Here is an 18,050-nt window from a genome sequence, read left to right on the forward strand (position 1 = left end):
AGCGCCTGCACCAATGACCATTAACCACCCATTGATTTACGCACTTAATCATACCATGCAATGATCAAAGTAGCTGCCATCCCCTCCAAAGGAAAAGACCTGAGGACCTTTATCGATTTTCCGCACGATCTGCACCGCGACGATCCCTATTACGTACCGGAGCTTTTCATGGCCCAGCGCGACCTGCTGAACCCCGACAAGCATCCTTTTTTCAAGCACGGCCGCATGCAGCTGTTCCTGGCGCATAAGGACGGGAAGCTTGCCGGCCGTGTGGCGGCGATCTTCAACGGCAACCACAACACCTTTAATAAAGGTAACGACGGTTTTTTCGGCTTCTTCGATTGCATCGACGACCAGGAAGTGGCTAATGCCCTGCTGCAGACTGCGGAAGGCTGGCTGCGCGATCAGGGCCTGTCCACGATGATCGGACCGGTGAACCCCTCTACCAACGAGCCCTGCGGCCTGCTGGTCGATGGCTTCGACAGTTCGCCCATGATCCTGATGCCCTACAATCCGCTTTACTATAAAACCTTGCTGGAGCGCTACGGCCTGACCAAGCAGGTGGATCTTGTGGCCTATGCTTTGTACGATAACGATTTGGGCGATAAACCAATACGTCTTCAGGAAGCGCTTACCGAGCGCCTTGCCTCAAAGGGAATTGTGGTACGCCCTTTCGACCTCAAGCATAATTTCAAAAGAGAGCTGGAGCAGTTCGGCAAAGTGTACAATGCAGCGTGGGATAAGAATATGGGCTTCGTACCCATGACCAAAGAGGAGTTTGACTTTATGGGCAAGGATATGAAAATGATCGCCGATACCGACTTTTGCCTGGCCGCCGAGCACAACGGCGAAGTGGTGGGTATCGCCTTATGCCTGCCCGATATCAACCAGGTACTGAAAAAGATCAAAAGAGGCCGGCTGTTTCCTGCCGGTGTGTTCAAATTCCTGTTTGGCCGCAAAAAGATCAACGCCTTGCGGATACTGGCATTGGGCGTGCTGGAACCTTACCGCAAAATGGGGATTGAAGCCTGCTTCTATGCCACCATTATGAAAAAGGGCAGGGAGAAGGGCTTCAAAATGGCTGAAGCTTCCTGGATGCTGGAGCATAATGATCTGATGAATAAAGCGATAGAGCATATGCATGGTGTGCGGTATAAAACCTACCGGATTTTTGAAAAACAATTGTCCTGATGATAGCTTCCGGCGCTGCCGGAGGTTAATGAGAAAAGAAAACCAAACGAAAACGAGTGGCGACGCAGGGTAAAATCTTTCTTACCGGGGCTTCCGGCTTCATCGGCTATCACCTGGTAGCCGAGGCAGTAGCGCGGGGCTTCGAGGTCGTAGCAGCGGTGCGCAAAAGCAGCCGGCTCGATCAGCTAAAGGATTTCCCGGTACAATATGTCTATCCCGATTTTTACGATATAGCCTCCTTGCAGCAAGTGCTGGCTGCCGGGCGGTTCGATTACATCATCCATATGGCCGGCGCTATCCGCGCCAAAAACCAGGAGGCTTTCAACCAGGTCAATGCCGGGTTGACCCGGAACCTGGCCCAGGCTGCCTTACAGGCAAATATTCCTTTAAAGAAGTTCGTGTTCCTGAGCAGCCTCGCCGTGATGGGGCCCGTGACCTACGATAGCCCAACACCCATCACGGAAGCGAAAACAGCTGAGCCGATCACGGCTTACGGTCGCAGCAAGCTGCTGGCCGAGCAGTACCTGTCCGGGCTGGAAGCCCTGCCTCTGGTGACGCTGCGGCCTACAGTGGTATATGGCCCCGGGGAAAAAGACCTGTTTGTAATGCTGCGCAGCCTGTCGAAGGGCTGGGAGCCTTATATCGGGCGGCAGAGCCAATGGCTGAGCTTTGTTTATGTGGCAGACCTGGTAAACCTTTGCCTCGACGTGTTGCTGAAGAATACGACGGCTGGTGTTGCCTGCAATATCAGCGACGGCAAGGTCTATGCCCGGGAGGAAGTAGCGCAGATCATCAAAAAGATATTGGGAAGGAAGACTTTCCGCTTTTATATACCGGTAGGGGTGGTCAGGGCTTTGGCTGTCCTTCTGGAGCGGATATATCGTAACAGCGCTAAGCTGCCTTTGCTGTACCCCGAAAGAGTGGGTGAGATCACTGCGCCCAACTGGAACGTGGGCATCGAAAAAGCGAGGACGGAACTGGATTATGAACCGCGTCATTTCCTGGAAGAAGGAATGGCGAAAAGCCTGGCCTGGTACCGGGAGCAGAAGTGGTTGTAAAGTACAATCGTTGGGGAATACAACGAAAAGGAATAAGCCAATTGAAAAAATTAATTAAACGTTTGTTTAAATTAGGTAATTGTTATTATCTTTGCGGCATTAATTGACGCTTTTCATTTTAGCCTTTATACAATTTACATACAAAACAGAATACAATGGATTATCAAATCGAAGCAGCAAAAGGTAAGCTGGGTGTGCTGATACCCGGTATGGGCGCCGTAGCCACTACCTTCATTGCCGGTGTGGAAGCGACAAAAAAAGGTATTGCCAAGCCGATCGGCTCCCTGACCCAGCTCGGCAATATCCGCCTGGGTAAGCGTACCGAGAACCGTTACCCCAAGATCAAGGATTTTGTGCCCCTGGCTACACTGGAAGATATCGTTTTCGGCGGTTGGGATGTGTACAGCGACAACGTGTACGAAGCCGCTTCGAATGCCAAAGTGCTGCAGCAGCACCAGCTGGATGCGATCAAAACCGAGCTCGAGCAGATCAAGCCGATGAAGGCTGTATTCGACCACGAATATGTGAAGAACCTCGACGGTACCCATATCAAGGCAAAGGATACCAAATATAACTGGGCCCTGGCTTTGATGGAAGATATCCGCAACTTTAAAGAGCAGAACAATTGCGAGCGCCTGGTAATGGTGTGGTGCGCTTCTACAGAAAAATATATCGAGCCGGCCGATATCCACAACGATATCGCCCTGTTTGAAGAAGCGATGAAGAACGACGACCCCCGTATCGCGCCCAGCATGGTCTATGCTTATGCCGCGATCAAGATGGGCGTTCCCTTTGCCAATGGCGCACCCAATCTCTCCTGCGATATCCCCGCCCTGGTAGAGCTGTCCAAAGAGTTGAACGTGGCCATTGCCGGTAAAGATTTCAAAACCGGTCAGACCCTGATGAAAACCATCGTAGCCCCCGGCCTGGCTGCACGTGCCCTGGGCGTGAACGGCTGGTTCTCCAGCAATATCCTGGGCAACCGCGACGGCCTGGTGCTGGACGATCCCGAAAACTTCAAGACCAAGGAAGTATCCAAGCTGAGCGTGCTGGAGGAGATCTTCCAGCCCGAGCATAATCCTGAGCTGTACGGCGAGCTGTACCACAAAGTACGGATCAACTACTACCCGCCTCACGGCGATAACAAAGAAAGCTGGGACAACATCGACATCTTCGGATGGATGGGCTATCCTATGCAGATCAAGATCAATTTCCTGTGCCGCGACTCTATCCTGGCAGCGCCTATCGTACTCGATCTGGCCCTGTTCATGGACCTGGCCCAGCGCGCCAATATGAGCGGTATCCAGGAGTGGCTGTCGTTCTACTTCAAGTCGCCGCAAACTGCCGAAGGCCTGAAGCCCGAGCACGACATCTTCAAGCAATTGATCAAACTGCAGAATACGCTGCGCCACATTATGGGCGAAGACCTCATTACGCACCTGGGCCTCGATTACTACCAGGACCTGGTAGAGGCCCTCTAAACCGGCGCAAGCATTAAGCAGCTTCATTAATGAAATGGATCGCTTCTATTTTCGGAATAGGATATATACGCAAAGGCGGTGGTACGGTTGCTGCCGCCTTTGCTGCATTTGTATGGTGGCTCCTGTTCCATAACTATGGCACATTATTTGTATGGCAGGTAGTGCTTACCCTGGCTATCACCCTGCTGGGCGTATGGGCCGGCAATGTGGTGGAGAAAGACTGGGGCAAGGATAGCTACCGGGTCGTGATCGACGAGGTGGCCGGTATGTTCATCAGTGTGCTGTTCATTCCTATTGACTGGCAGTGGCTGCTCACCGGCTTTGTGCTGTTCCGCTTTTTCGATATCGCCAAGCCGCTTTACATCCGCAGGATGGAAGCGTTCAAAGGCGGCTGGGGCGTGATGCTGGACGATGTGCTGGCAGGTATATATGCCAACATCCTTTTGCAGATCATTGTCGTTCTTTTTAAATAATTGTTTTTTTAAACTGCCGGGACAACCGCTCATCACGGTAATGCGAACTTTCTTAAAAGCCCAGGCCTCGTCGCTGATCTCGACCGGGGTTGACTTTGGGGTCACTTTTATTGGCAAGCAACTGCTCGAGTGGTTTTTTGCAGCCAGTGTGGTCGGCAATATCTCCGGCGGAATTACCAATTTCTTGCTGGGCAGGAACTGGGTTTTTTCGTCTAAGGAGAACGGGGCAGGTTGGCAGGCATTAAAATATATCATCGTGTGGGCCGGTAATCTCCTGCTTAATGCCGGCGGAGTGTATGTGTTCACCGAAATCATCAAACTAGAGGATTGGATATCCAAGATCGCGATATCATTGCTCGTAGGCATAGGTTATAATTATGTACTTCAGAAATTTTTTGTTTTCAGAAAGCAGCGACAGCAAAGGGCTTAAGACCGGCAAATGGCTGGCGCTGGTATTGCTGCTGCTTATTGCCGGACAGGTGCAGGGATGGGCGCAGACCATTGTTCGCGGCACTGTAAAGGATGCGACTTCGGGCGATCCTATGCCCTTTGTGAGCGTGGCCATCAAAGGAACAACTTCTGGCACCACTACCGATGTGCAGGGTAATTACGAGCTGCAGACCTCTGAGCAGGCCGCTAAAATACAATTCACCTTCCTGGGATATATTACCGAGACCCGCGACCTCGTGATCGGGCAGACACAGACGATCAATATATCACTGAAGGAAAGCAACAAGACCCTGGACGAAGTAGTGATCAAGCCCAAGAAAGAAAAATACCGTAACAAGAATAATCCTGCCGTAGAGCTCATCCGCAGGGTGATCGAGCATAAGAAGCAGAACCGGATGGAACATTATGACTATGTTTCCTACCAGGAATACGAAAAGATGCAGGTGGCCATCAACAATACGCCCGAAGCCATCAAGAAGAATTTCCTGTTCCGGAAGTATAAGTTTGTGCTGGACAATGTAGATACTACCAAGATCGCCGGTAAGGCGCTGCTGCCGGTTTACCTTGAAGAAAATATTTCCCAGAAGTACTTCCGTAAGAGCCCGGAAAAGAAAAAGGTGATCATAACGGCGACCAAGCGCATCAATTTCGACGAGCGCTATATCAACAACGAAAGCATTACGACTTATCTCAAGCACCTGTACCAGGATGTAGATCTTTATGAAAATAATGTCTACGTAGTGACGAACTCCTTCCTGAGTCCTATTGCCGATATGTCGCCCACTTTTTACAAATTCTATATTACCGATACCGTATCTGCCGATGGGATCAAGCTGGTGGAGCTGTCTTTGTTTCCGCGCAATAAGAACGACCTGCTTTTCCAGGGTAAGCTGTATGTCACGCTCGACGGCAATTACGCCGTACAGAAAGCGGTGCTGGGTGTAAACAAAGATGTGAACCTGAACTGGGTGACCAGCCTGGACCTTACACTGGACTTCGAACGCAGCGCTGACGGCCGCTACCATCCTTCCAAAAGCAATCTGTTGGTGAACTTTGGCTTGTTCCAGGGTAAGAAAGGACTCTTCGGAGAGCGTTCGGTAACGATCCGTAACTTCAACATGACCGATCGTATCGCCGACAGTATATTCAAAGGGCAGGAGACCGTAAGGGCCGACAGCTCGCTCAACCACAGCAACGATTACTGGCTGCAAAACCGCCCGGACTCGCTCTCTGCCGTGGAGGCGAATACCTACCGCAACATGGACAGCCTCAACAACATGAAGTCGTTCAAGACGCTGATGTGGATCGGTACTACCTTCCTCGCCGGTTATAATGTAAACGGTCCCGTAGAAATAGGCCCCCTGAGCACTTTCTACAGCTTCAACCCGGTCGAAGGCTTCCGCCTGCGTTTCGGTGGCCGTACCACTACCCAGTTCAGCAAGCGTTTCTATACCGAGGCATACGGCGCTTACGGTTTCAAGGATGAGCGCTGGAAGTTCTACCTCGGCGGTACTTATTCGATCAACAATAAGAGCATCTACACCTACCCCCTGAATTATTTCAGGGCCAGCTTCCAGCGGGAAACGAGCATTCCCGGCCAGGATCTGCAGTTTGTACAAGAGGACAACCTGCTGCTTTCCTTCAAGCGGGGCATCAATGATAAGTGGATGTATAACGACATCTTAAAACTGGAGTATGTATACGAATTCGGCGACCATATGAGCGTAAGGGCGCAGTACAAGAACCAGAAGCAGGAAGCAGCCGGCGGCCTCGACTTTATCTATGCCGACGGCAGCCTGAAAGATACCGTGCAATCGTACCGCAACTCCGAAGTCGGGCTGGAATGGCGTTGGGCGCCCCACGAGCAGTTCTTCCAGCGCAAGCTATACCGCACACCCATTCCCAATGCTTATCCCATCATTACCGTGCGCTTTAACGCCGGCGTGAAAGGCTTGTTTGGCGGGCAATACAACTACCAGGCCATCAGGGGCAATATTTATAAGCGTTTTTATTTATCGCAGCTGGGCCTGGCCGACGTGATTATCGGCGGCGGCTATATTTTCGGAAAAGTACCTTATCCTTTGCTGGATATCGCCAAAGCCAACCAGACCTATGCCTACCAACTGCAGGCCTACTCGCTGATGAACTTCCTGGAATTTGTGAGCGACCGTTATGTCAACCTGAATATCGATTACCACATGTATGGCTTTATCTTTAACAAAATACCCCTGTTCAAAAAGCTGAAGCTGCGTGAGGTGGCCACCTTCAAGCTGCTGTATGGCGGCGTACGGGCTGAGAACCGGCCTCAGAACGACCCGGGCCTGTTCCGCTTCCCCGTCGACCAGTACGGACGCACAACTACCTATTCGCTCGAAAAGGAGCCTTATATGGAAGTGAGCGTAGGCGTGGAGAATATTCTTAACCTGTTCCGGGTCGACCTGGTGAAACGCCTCTCCTACCTGGATCATCCTTATATTTCCGACCTGGGTGTCCGGGCCAGGATCAACTTCGATTTCTAGAAAAGCGATTCGCCTGATCAGGCAATCTTCACCGGCCTTTTGTTTTCATCGATCGCGACGAAAGTGAAAGTGCCGGTGATCGCTTTTTCACGCATTACCGAATACATTTCCTCAATGTAGATATCCACCTTCACCTTAAGGCTGGTGGTGCCGATATAAGTTACCCTGCCGATCAGCTCGATAATGGTGCCGCCCGGGATAGGCATTTTAAAGTCGATCTTGTCGGAGGATACTGTCACTACCTTTTTGCGGGTGAAACGCGTAGCGGCAATAAAGGCGACTTCATCCATCAGCTGCATGGCCGTGCCGCCGAATAGGGTATCGTAATGGTTGGTATTGTTGGGAAAAACGGCTTTAAAAATACGGGTTTCCGAATCCAGGATTCTTTGTTCTAAGGTCATTGCTTTTGTGTGGGAGGAAAAATCTGGTTTAGTTTCTCATTGAAGGTCTCGACGCGCATCTCATGGCGGATTTCCAGCAGGCATTTGCGGCACAGGCAATCGGCATAGCGGCGGGCGATATAGTCCTTCTCGGTATCCTTGAAGCTGATGCCGCTGCATTGGCACTCGGTCACATTGCCCACTTTGCATTCAAAGGGGGCATTGCAGCGCGGGCAATATTTGGTTTCATGACAGGGCATACCGGCAAAGTTAAGCGGTTGGAAATTAAGAGGAGTATAGCTCCGGCGCTTTCCGTCAGGAAAGTGCCGGAGCCGTGTTGTCAGGCGGTCGGCACCATCTCGCGGGCTTTCGTCGCTGCGGCGACCATATGCCGCAACGCCGTCTCGGTCTCGGGCCAGTTGCGGGTCTTCAGCCCGCAGTCGGGATTTACCCACAGGTTCTTTGCCGGCAGCAAAGCCGCAGCCTTCTGCAGCAGCTCGCTCATCTCTGCTATCGAAGGTACCCTGGGTGAATGAATATCGTACACACCCGGCCCTATTTCATTGGGATACCTGAATGTGGCAAAGGCTTCCAGCAGTTCCATCTGGGAACGGGAGGTCTCGATGGTGATCACGTCGGCATCCATTGCAGCGATGTGCGCGATGATGTCGTTGAATTCGGAATAGCACATGTGGGTATGGATCTGCGTGCTGTCCTGCACACCGCCCGCGGCAATGCGGAAAGCCTTTACTGCCCATTGCAGGTAATGGTCCTGCTTGTGGCGGCGTAAAGGGAGCCCTTCTCTTATAGCCGGCTCATCGATCTGTATCATACGGATGCCGGCCGTTTCCAGGGCCAGCACTTCTTCCCTTATCGCCAGCGCGATCTGGTTGGCCGTCGCTTCACGCGGCTGATCATCCCTTACAAAGGACCATTGCAATATAGTTACCGGTCCGGTAAGCATGCCCTTCATAGGCTTATCGGTCAAGGATTGGGCGTAGCGGCTCCAGGCAACGGTCATGTCGCCCGGACGGTTGATATCGCCGTAGATCACCGGCGGCTTCACACAACGGCTGCCATAGCTCTGCACCCATCCGTTTTGAGTGAAGGTAAACCCTTCGAGCTGCTCGCCGAAGTATTCGACCATATCGTTGCGCTCAAACTCCCCATGCACCAGCACATCCAGGCCAATGTCCTCCTGCAGGCGTACGGTGCGTTCCGTTTCTTCCTGTAGCAGCGCTTCATACTGTGCTGTGCTCAGCTGACCTTTCTTCCATTGCTGCCGCCATTGCCGTATAGCTGCCGTCTGGGGAAAGGAGCCTATGGTTGTGGTGGGAAACAGCGGCAACCCGAAGGCCTGCTGCTGCAATACCTGTCTGCCGGGAAAGGCTTGTTGCCGTCGGGCATCGGCATCAGTGATCGCCGCGGTCTTTTGCTGTACGGCCTCCTTATGGATCAGGGGTGAAGCACGGCGCCGGGCAATGCTCTGGCAGCGCGCTTCCAGCAAAGCGGTATCCCCGTTGACAATGTCTTTCAGCGCTTTCAGCTCCTGCAGCTTCTGCTGTGCAAAGGCCATCCAGTCTTTGATCTCTTCGGGCAACCTGGTTTCAAGGCTAAGGTCCACGGGGCTATGCAGCAGGGAGCAGGAAGGCGCGATCATGATGCGGTCCGCTCCAATGTGTTCCAGTGCGGTTTGCAGCAGCTGCAGCGATTGCTCATAATCATTCTTCCAGATATTACGCCCGTCGATCAGGCCGAGCGAAAGTATGCGTTCTTCGGGGATGGCCGCAAGCGCGGCTTCCAGCTGCTGCGGCGCTCTCACCAGGTCCAGGTGCAGTGCACAGACCGGCAGGCTGAGCGCCAGTGGCATGTTCTCTTCTAGTCCTTCGAAATAGGTGGTCAGTAAGATCCTGATCTGCGGGCATGCTCTTTTGATGGCCTGGTAGGCGCTTACGAAAGCTTTTTTATCCTGTTCCCGCAGATCCAGGCCCAGCATCGGCTCATCGAGCTGCACCCAGTCCGCACCATAGTCGGCCAGCCGGCTAAGCAGGCTGATATATACCGGCAGCAGCCGGGGCAACAGATCGATTCGGTCAAAGCCCGCTCCCTTCTCCTTGCCCAGCAGCAGGAAAGACACCGGGCCGATCAAAACGGGTTTAGGCACACGGCCCAATGTTTCCCTGGCGCCGTTGAATGCTTCGAACACCCGCTGGGAAAAGAGCTGAAAGGTTTGCTCCGCCTGGAATTCGGGCACGATATAATGGTAATTGGTGTCGAACCATTTGGTCATTTCCATGGCAGTGATGTCAAAGCCGTCTTTCTGATAGCCCCTGGCCATAGCAAAACAAAGATCGAGCTCCGTATTGCCTTTCACATTGGTCAGAACCGGTGTATAGCGCTCGGGGATAACGCCCAGGGTAAGGCTCATGTCGAGCACATGATCGTAAAAGCTGAAATCGTTGCAGGGTACCAGGTCAATGCCGCTGTCAGCCTGGATCTGCCAGTGCCTGCGGCTCAGCTCGCGCGCTGTATCGTACAGCTGATCCCGGTTAATCTCGCCTGCCCAATATTGTTCGCAGGCTTTTTTTAGTTCGCGTCGGGCACCAATGCGCGGGTAGCCCAGGTTGTTGAGTAACATGCGTTATCGCTTTTAAAGATGAATAAACAGGGTTGCGATATGCTTGCGAAGAGTAAGATAGGGGAAAGACGAAGAGACAGGAACAACCTGTAGGTTGCCTTATGGACAGGTGGGTCTGCTCTTTTTCGTCGGCGCCATAGCTTCAGATCGCGAAAGCATGAACCAAACATAGCAGGCAAGTATCTGACTCTCCCTTGCGGGATCACAGTTGCGCGACAGCCCGTGAATTGCACACGGTTCCTTTTTAATCCCTTCCGGTAACGGTTTTACCAAAGGGCGCCAGGCTATGAGAAAATATGATAAAGAACAATGTTGGCGGAGCAACGGGGCAAATATAAGGAGCCTAAGCAATAAATTCCAAATCAAAGTTTACAGTACAATTGCCAATTTCGAAAATCTAATTTCCGGTTTCCAGATCTGAGCGCCCGGGGAAACAGGTATTAATCAAGACGGTAAGAATCAAGTATCTCTGGTATTAAGTGCGAAGTATCCCCAACCCAAAACTTCCAACTTCTGGTATCTAACACCTAATGTCTAACATCTGATCTCTGAATTATTTTGAAAATAAGACTGATTGGTCTATATTTGTATTGATGTTATCCAAAGCAGAAAGAACGAGACAAATGATTGTGGAACGGGCGGCGCCGGTATTCAACCGGAAAGGCTATGCCGGTACCTCGATGCAGGACATACTGGATGCGACCGGTCTGGCGAAAGGGGGCATTTACGGCAATTTTCAGAACAAGGATGAGCTGGCAGCGGCAGTGTTCGATTATGCCTACCGGGCGGTGCTGGCGGCGATCAGGGCCAGGGTGCTGAGCAAAAGATCGGCGCAGGACAAGCTGCAGGCGATCTTTAAATTTTATCATAATTATACCGTAAATCCACTGTTCCCCGGCGGATGCCCTGTGCTGAATACCGCCGTGGAAACGGATGATCAGCTACCTTTTCTCAAGCAGAAAGCGGCGGCTGCCATGCAGGAAATGCTGGGATCGCTGCAGTACATTATCCGGAGGGGCATCGATACCGGGGAGTTCGACCCGGAGCTGGATGCCCGGCAGGAAGCAATGCTCATCTACAGCATCATAGAGGGAGGCATTATGATGAGCAAGCTCTCCGATCAGCCCGGTATCCTGAACAAGCTGCTGAGGCATTTAAAGAAAGAAGTAGAACAGCGTTTTGTCGTTTGATTTTTCAGCCGCAATCCGCTTAAGCAAAGGGTTTCCGTACGGCAATCCTGTTTTTTTTAATAAAAACAGACCGATCGGTCTTTAAATTAATTAACTATGCATAAGATTCCTTCTTCCGGCTACGGTATCCGTTTTGCCGATTGTGACCCCTTCGGTCATTTGAATAATGCGCGGTACCTCGATTATTTCCTGCAGGCGCGGGAAGATCACCTGCTGCAGGCTTACCAGCTCAGCCTGGCCGATTATTACCAGCAAGGGCTCAGCTGGCTGGTGGGCGGGCACCAGATCACCTACCTGAAACCAGCAGCTTATCGGGAACAGGTAATCATCAGCAGCATGCTGATCGGCGCAGACACGGAGAGTCTATTGGTAGAGATGCAGATGACGAACGAAGCACAGACGCAGCTGAAGGCGCTGCTCTGGACAAAATTTATCCCGGTGAACATCCAGTCCGGCAAGCGGCAGGAGCATCCCGCAGAATTTATGGCCTTTGCACAGTCGATCGCTGTTGATGATGTGAACGTCAGCGCGGGCTACGATCTCCGCCTGAAAGCCGTAGTGGCCGCTTTTAAGAAGGAAGCGCCGCGCGTATAGCGCTCTGCTGTATCGGTTTGTCCGAACAAAAAAGTCCCCGGCAATGCCGGGGACTTTCGGGTTAAGGCCAGGGGCCTTTATAACTATTCAAAAAAACTTAGCTTCCGCAAGCCAGGCACTCGTCGCGGTTATCGAGCGAGCAGGCGATCTCGCTCTGCTGCTGAGCCTGTGCTTCCACCTGCGGGCGGTTAAGCGCAGCAACGTCAACCGTGAATTTGATGGCATCGGCAGCCGCTTTGGTACGCAGATAATACATACCGGTCTTCAGACCCTTGCGCCAGGCGTGGAAATGCATGGAGGTCAGCTTGGCAAAGTTGGGCTGATCCACAAACAGGTTCAGGGATTGCGACTGGCAGATGTAGGCGCCCCTGTCGGCTGCCAGGTCAATAATGGTACGCTGCTTGATCTCCCATACGGTTTTATAGATGTCTTTCAGCTCCTGGGGAATCTCCGCAATATTCTGTACAGAGCCGTTCTCGGCGATCAGCCTGTTCTTCATGCTGTCGTTCCAGAGCCCCAGCCCGATCAGGTCTTTCAGCAGGTGCTTGTTTACTACCGCAAACTCACCGGAGAGTACGCGGCGATTGTACACATTGCTGGTATAAGGCTCAAAGCATTCGTTGTTACCCAGGATTTGTGAAGTGGAAGCGGTGGGCATGGGTGCGAGCAGCAGGGAATTGCGCACGCCGTATTGCATGACCTCCTTGCGCAGGCTATCCCAATCCCAGCGATCGGTAGGCGTTACATTCCACAGGTCGAACTGGAATTGTCCTTCGCTCAGCGGCGAACCTTTGAACGTTTCGTAAGCGCCATGTTCCTTAGCCAGCTCCATGGACGCTTCCATGGCACCGAAGTAAATGGTCTCAAAAATATCGCGGTTCAGCAGCGCGGCCTCTTCGCTTTCAAAAGGCAGGCGCAGCAGCATGAATGCATCGGCCAGGCCCTGTACGCCGATGCCGATGGGACGATGGCGCCTGTTGGAGTTTTCGGCCTCAGGCAGCGGGTAGTAGTTACCGTCGATCACCTTGTTGAGGTTGCGGGTCACAATCTTGGATATCTCGTACAGCTTTTTGAAGTCGAAAGCCTTGCCGTCAACAAAACGGGGCAGGGAGATCGAAGCCAGGTTGCATACCGCTACTTCATCGGGAGCAGTGTATTCGATGATCTCGGTGCAGAGATTGGAGCACTTGATAGTACCCAGGTTCTTCTGGTTGGACTTTTCGTTGGCCGAATCCTTGTACAGGATATAAGGGGTTCCGGTCTCGATCTGCGCTTCCAGGATAGCGTTCCACAGCTCACGGGCGGGCATCGTTTTCCGCGCCCGGCCTTCCCGTTCGTATTGGATAAAGCGTTCTTCAAATGCAGCGCCATACAGCTCTTCCAGGCCTTGTGCTTCGTTGGGGCAAAACAGTGCCCAGTCACCATTCTCTTCCACACGTTTCATGAACAGGTCTGAAACCCAGAGTGCGGGGAACAGGTCCCTGGCTCTCATTTCTTCTTTACCGTGGTTCTTGCGCAGCTCCAGGAAGTCGAGGATATCGGCATGCCAGGTCTCCAGGTAAATGGCAAAAGCGCCTTTACGCTTGCCGCCGCCCTGGTCTACATAACGTGCGGTATCGTTGAATACCCGCAGCATGGGAATAATGCCGTTGCTCACGCCGTTGGTGCCCTTGATATAGCTTCCAGTGGCGCGGATGTTGTGGATGTTTAGGCCTATGCCGCCTGCGCTCTGCGAGATCACGGCGCAGCGCTTCAGGGTCTCGAAGATACCGTCGATGCTGTCCTCTTTCATGCTCAGCAGGAAGCAGGAAGACATCTGCGCTTTGGGCGTACCGGCGTTGAACAGGGTGGGTGTGGCATGCACAAACCACTTTTCGCTCATCAGGTTGTAGGTCTCGATGGCTGCGTCGATATCGTTCTTGTGAATGCCGATGGCCACGCGCATGAACATATGCTGGGGGCGTTCGGTGATCTGCCCGTCGGTACGCAGCAGGTAGGAACGCTCCAGGGTCTTGAATCCGAAATAGTCGAAGTGATAATCCCTTTCGTAGATAATAGCCGAATCGATACGGTCAGCATTCTCTTGCACGATGTCATATACCTCGTCGGAATACAGCGGCGCCTTCTCGTTCGTTTTCGGGTCGATATAGTTGTACAGGATCTCCGCCACCTCGGAAAAGGATTTGCGGGTATTCTTGTGCAGGTTGCTAACGGCAATGCGCGCCGCAAGCACGGCAAAGTCGGGATGCTGGGTGGTAAAGGAAGCAGAGGTTTCTGCAGCCAGGTTGTCCAGCTCCGTAGTCGTAACGTTGTTGTAAATACCCTGGATCACCTTTTTTGCGATCTCGATGATGTCGTCCGAGCTCACCTGGAGGCCATAGCTCAGTTTCATGATACGGGAGGTGATCTTGTCGAAGTGTACGGCTTCCGGCTTGCCGCTGCGTTTAATTACAAACATATGTGGAGGTATTTTAGTCGATGGGGGTTATGTAATGGGGTTTATAGTGTGGGTATTGGGTATTGGGTATTGGGGTTCTTACTACTCATTACTCACAACTCAACACAATTTCTAAAAATCTTCGTCCAGCGAGAAAGAAGATGAGCCTTTATCTTTATTTGCTACGCCGCTCTTCTGGTATTCGCCCACACGTCTTTCAAAGAAGTTGGTCTTGCCTTGCAGGGAGATCAGCTCCATGAAATCGAAAGGATTGGTGGCATGCCATATCTTGGAGCAGCCGAGGGCCACGAGCAGGCGGTCGGCGACAAACTCAATATACTGGCACATCAGGTCGGCATTCATGCCAATGAGCCTTACCGGGAGCGCATCGCGGACAAATTCTTTCTCGATCTCCACAGCATTGCTGATAATATCTTTTACCGTAGCTTCCGGCAGCGGGTTGATGATATGGCTTTGGTACAGCAGGCAGGCGAAATCGCAATGCAGGCCTTCATCACGGCTGATCAGCTCGTTGGAGAAAGTAAGGCCGGGCATCAGACCGCGTTTTTTCAGCCAGAAGATAGAGCAGAAGCTGCCGGAGAAGAAGATACCCTCCACTGCGGCGAAGGCGATCAGGCGCTCGGCAAAAGTTCCTTGCTGGATCCAGCGCAAAGCCCATTCCGCTTTTTTCTGAACGCAGGGAATGGTATCGACGGCGCGCAGCAGACGGTCCTTTTCCTGGTTGTCTTTGATATAGGTGTCGATCAGCAGGGAGTACATTTCCGAGTGGATGTTCTCGATCATGATCTGGAAGCCATAAAAACAGCGAGCTTCGGGATACTGTACTTCCTGCAGGAAGTTGATGGCCAGGTTCTCGTTCACGATACCGTCGCTGGCTGCGAAAAAGGCCAGGATATGCGAGATGAAATAGCGTTCATCGGCATTCAGCTTATTGTTCCAGTCGTTGAGGTCGGGAGAGAGGTCCACCTCTTCCGCAGTCCAGAAGCTGGCTTCCGCTTTTTTGTAAAATTGCCAGATGTCATCGTGCTTGATGGGGAAAATGACAAAGCGGTCTTTATTGTCTTCAAGTATAGGTTCGATCTGCATATTGCATTTATTTTTTCCAGCGATATGCTCCGGGAGAAAATGGCGGGGTCAGCAAAACGTTCCTGTTTCTGTTGATCAAAGACAGGAAGATGATAAAGCACCGCTTTTCCTCCGAAAGCAAAAATGATTGTAAGCATTGAGGCAGGTCTTCTGGCTTGTAGTCGTTTCCTTTTGCGCCTTCCCGTTTCTATGGTATCAGTGGCCTGTGCAAAACGATCATCCCATTCAGGAGCTACTTACAGCTGCGGGGACAGCGCCGGCTCTGAACCGGACTTCCCTTTTGATGAGACGTTTTCAGCAGAATTTGAAAACAAATCAACCTAATGCAATACAAAGATGGTTCTGAAAAAATAAAAAGCAGACCGAAGATTTACACAAGGTGTGCATAACGTGGAAAACTATTTTTTGTCCTTTGCCTGGTTGCGGCGGGCGCGCCATTCATCGAGGGTAGTACGGTCTCCGCGCTCCAGATCTTCGATATAGATCATGTTGCCGGCAAGGTCCACGTAGAAGTAAAAATGAGGCTGGAAGCGGTTGTTGCCCTGGTAGCCGGCTTCGACATGGTACATGGGCACCGCCGAATCGGGTGGGGTGATCTTAATGATAATGTTTTGCTTTCTGTTGGTCAGGGAATCATACACGTGATCTTTTTCTTTTACTTCTGGCAAGGCTTCTATAAGGTTACGTACCGAATCTTCGGCAGTAAGCGTTACTTGCTGCCGCTGCTGCGCCGGGCAAACATACACGGCAGCAAAGATCATGAAAAATAAACTATATAGCTTTTTCATATCCGTTTTAACAACCGGAAGGTCTTTTTGTTCAATACCGTACAGGGCTCCGGCCTTTAGCAACCTGTTTTGAGCGGTGCAAAGAAAGGCGCCGGGGGAATAGAGCAGCTGTAAGGGGCGTCCGGAAAACAAAAAAACAAACAAGGAATTACGGGCCTTTCTGAAACGTTGCAACAGGTCACTTGTTGCTGTTGACACAACGAGTCCGCTTTAATCGCAGAGCATTCCGGGTTAAAAACCGTTTATTTGTGTTAAATAGTGCGAACTGCATAGAAAAGCGCTTGACATTCAAATATCTTTGTTTGGTTGAAAACTGTATTAGATGCGTTTGAAACTCACCCGGCTGGTTTGGATCACCTGTATTGCGTTGCTCGGTATCGTTGCGCTGCAGGTGTTCTGGTTGTTCAAGGCCTACCAGGAACAGGAAGAGAAGCTGCTGAATGCTGCAAGTGCCGTCTTGCTGCAAACGCATATCAGAACAGGAGTCAATGCTAATCTCAACCGTTCGGTACAATCGCTGGCGACCGATATGCTGGACAAGCTGGATCCTAAAGGGACCGATAAGGATACCATTGTGCTGAACGGGATCGAACAATATTCTGTAGGCAATATTCAGCCGGAAACGCTGATCGCGGGAAGGGCCGAGATCAAGCAGCGCCTGATGAAAGCTTTGAAGGTGGACAGTGCCCAACGTCAGCATTATACGCTTTCCGGCTATAAGGAGCAGCTGGAGCAGACCCTGCACCAGATAGGCCTCGATGCGCCCTTCGAGCTGGCCCTTGTCGATGGCAACGGTGGTATCATCGCCACCAGCGGGCTGCAAGGATCCTTTGAAAAGGCGGGATTGAAAACGGACCTCAACAGCTCGATTCCTGTTACCCTGGGCCCGGATCTGGAAGGACGTATGCAACTGGCTTTTCCGGGCGCCGGCTTTTACTTGCTCAAAGGTATGTGGGTGGTGCTGGTGCTGTCGCTTTGCCTCATCGGGGTTTGTGCTTTTTCCTTCTCTTACATGGTGGCCTTGTTCTATAAGCAAAAACGGGAAGCCGAGGTCCGTACCGATTTCATGAACAACATGACGCATGAGCTCAAAACGCCTATTGCCTCGATCTCAGTAGCGCTGGAGTTGCTCCAGGACCATTCCGTTACCGTTTCTGATGAGGTGAAGGACGAATACTTTCAAATTGCCGGCAATGAGCTGGGACGCCTGTCAGGACTGATCGATAAAGTGCTGCGCATGTCGGCTTTCGAAAGGACGCAGATCAAGATCAATCCCCAGACCTTCGATGTCAGGGAATGGATCGATACAGTGATGCATTCGGTAAGACCCCTTGCCGAGGCTAACCAGGCACATTTCCGGATTGCCATATATCCCGAAACGCTGCAGTTTGACGCGGACAGGCAGCAGCTGAGCAGCGTACTGCAGAATCTCCTGGAAAATGCGATCAAATATGCCGACAAGAATAAGCCACGGCTCAACATAGAGGTCATCGCCGGCCGGCGCAACGGTAAAATGTACCTGCAGGTAAAAGACAACGGGAAAGGTATCCCCGAACAATACCAGGACCGGATCTTCGATAAATTCTTCAGGGTACCTACCGGCGATCAGCACGAGATCAAGGGCTACGGCCTGGGTCTCAGCTACGCCTATGCTATTGTCCGGCTGCATCATGGCGATATCGTGATGGACAGCGAAGTGAAAAGAGGCACGACCTTTACAATTACCCTACCGGAAAAAGATTAA

Annotated in this window: 15 protein-coding genes and 2 riboswitches; of the genes, 9 read left to right on the forward strand and 6 right to left on the reverse strand. The window is 51.8% G+C overall.

The features are described 5' to 3' along the window. Positions 1-60: 60 nt before the first annotated feature. The 6 genes from DZC79_RS07310 (at position 61) to DZC79_RS07335 (ending at position 7,172) form a co-directional block, all read left to right on the forward strand. Positions 61-1,191, forward strand: a complete 1,131-nt coding sequence (locus DZC79_RS07310) for a hypothetical protein (RefSeq protein WP_118950895.1) — start codon at positions 61-63, stop codon at positions 1,189-1,191. Between the two features lie 56 nt (positions 1,192-1,247). Continuing rightward, positions 1,248-2,249 carry an NAD-dependent epimerase/dehydratase family protein gene (locus tag DZC79_RS07315; RefSeq protein WP_118950896.1) on the forward strand — a complete coding sequence of 334 codons (1,002 nt, stop codon included), beginning with the start codon at positions 1,248-1,250 and terminating at the stop codon, positions 2,247-2,249. A gap of 155 nt (positions 2,250-2,404) precedes the next feature. Beyond that, entirely contained in the window at positions 2,405-3,730 is a 1,326-nt protein-coding gene (locus DZC79_RS07320; RefSeq protein WP_118950897.1) for an inositol-3-phosphate synthase, read from the forward strand. Between the two features lie 29 nt (positions 3,731-3,759). After that, a complete protein-coding gene (locus DZC79_RS07325) occupies positions 3,760-4,203 on the forward strand; it encodes a phosphatidylglycerophosphatase A family protein (RefSeq protein WP_118950898.1) in 444 nt (147 codons plus the stop codon). 40 nt (positions 4,204-4,243) lie between these two features. Further along, positions 4,244-4,633 carry a GtrA family protein gene (locus tag DZC79_RS07330; protein WP_157976990.1) on the forward strand — a complete coding sequence of 130 codons (390 nt, stop codon included), beginning with the start codon at positions 4,244-4,246 and terminating at the stop codon, positions 4,631-4,633. Further along, the gene (locus DZC79_RS07335) at positions 4,581-7,172 is read left to right on the forward strand and encodes a DUF5686 and carboxypeptidase-like regulatory domain-containing protein (RefSeq protein ID WP_118950899.1); all 2,592 of its coding nucleotides are present in this window, start codon (positions 4,581-4,583) and stop codon (positions 7,170-7,172) included. Before DZC79_RS07330 ends, DZC79_RS07335 begins: the two co-directional genes overlap by 53 nt. Before the next feature lie 17 nt (positions 7,173-7,189). Here the strand turns inward: DZC79_RS07335 and DZC79_RS07340 are convergent, their stop codons facing one another. The 3 genes from DZC79_RS07340 to metE form a co-directional block, all read right to left on the reverse strand. Further along, positions 7,190-7,573 carry an acyl-CoA thioesterase gene (locus tag DZC79_RS07340; protein ID WP_118950900.1) on the reverse strand — a complete coding sequence of 128 codons (384 nt, stop codon included), beginning with the start codon at positions 7,571-7,573 and terminating at the stop codon, positions 7,190-7,192. Further along, on the reverse strand, positions 7,570-7,812 hold the full coding sequence (locus DZC79_RS07345) for a cysteine-rich CWC family protein (RefSeq protein WP_118950901.1): 243 nt from the start codon (positions 7,810-7,812) through the stop codon (positions 7,570-7,572). Before DZC79_RS07345 ends, DZC79_RS07340 begins: the two co-directional genes overlap by 4 nt. 80 nt (positions 7,813-7,892) lie before the next feature. Next, positions 7,893-10,190 (reverse strand): 5-methyltetrahydropteroyltriglutamate--homocysteine S-methyltransferase, encoded by a 2,298-nt coding sequence (metE, locus tag DZC79_RS07350; RefSeq protein WP_118950902.1) that lies wholly within the window; start codon positions 10,188-10,190, stop codon positions 7,893-7,895. A 157-nt stretch (positions 10,191-10,347) separates the two neighbouring features. Further along, a riboswitch (cobalamin riboswitch) is annotated at positions 10,348-10,490 on the reverse strand. A 293-nt stretch (positions 10,491-10,783) separates the two neighbouring features. Between metE and DZC79_RS07355 the strand changes: the two genes are divergently transcribed. Beyond that, a complete protein-coding gene (locus tag DZC79_RS07355) occupies positions 10,784-11,380 on the forward strand; it encodes a TetR/AcrR family transcriptional regulator (protein WP_118950903.1) in 597 nt (198 codons plus the stop codon). 96 nt (positions 11,381-11,476) lie between these two features. Further along, on the forward strand, positions 11,477-11,974 hold the full coding sequence (locus tag DZC79_RS07360) for an acyl-CoA thioesterase (protein ID WP_118950904.1): 498 nt from the start codon (positions 11,477-11,479) through the stop codon (positions 11,972-11,974). A gap of 97 nt (positions 11,975-12,071) precedes the next feature. Here DZC79_RS07360 and DZC79_RS07365 read toward each other — a convergent pair whose 3' ends face one another. The 3 genes from DZC79_RS07365 to DZC79_RS07375 form a co-directional block, all read right to left on the reverse strand. Further along, positions 12,072-14,432 (reverse strand): ribonucleoside-diphosphate reductase subunit alpha, encoded by a 2,361-nt coding sequence (locus DZC79_RS07365; protein ID WP_118950905.1) that lies wholly within the window; start codon positions 14,430-14,432, stop codon positions 12,072-12,074. Positions 14,433-14,543: 111 nt separating this feature from the next. Beyond that, positions 14,544-15,518 carry a ribonucleoside-diphosphate reductase small subunit gene (locus DZC79_RS07370; RefSeq protein ID WP_118950906.1) on the reverse strand — a complete coding sequence of 325 codons (975 nt, stop codon included), beginning with the start codon at positions 15,516-15,518 and terminating at the stop codon, positions 14,544-14,546. Positions 15,519-15,641: 123 nt separating this feature from the next. Then, positions 15,642-15,857, reverse strand: a riboswitch (cobalamin riboswitch). Between the two features lie 59 nt (positions 15,858-15,916). Continuing rightward, a complete protein-coding gene (locus tag DZC79_RS07375; protein WP_157976991.1) occupies positions 15,917-16,306 on the reverse strand; it encodes a hypothetical protein in 390 nt (129 codons plus the stop codon). Between the two features lie 322 nt (positions 16,307-16,628). Between DZC79_RS07375 and DZC79_RS07380 the strand changes: the two genes are divergently transcribed. Next, on the forward strand, positions 16,629-18,050 hold the full coding sequence (locus DZC79_RS07380) for a sensor histidine kinase (RefSeq protein WP_118950908.1): 1,422 nt from the start codon (positions 16,629-16,631) through the stop codon (positions 18,048-18,050).

It is taken from the genome of Taibaiella helva, from assembly GCF_003545695.1.
In the GTDB taxonomy this organism is placed as follows: domain Bacteria; phylum Bacteroidota; class Bacteroidia; order Chitinophagales; family Chitinophagaceae; genus Taibaiella; species Taibaiella helva.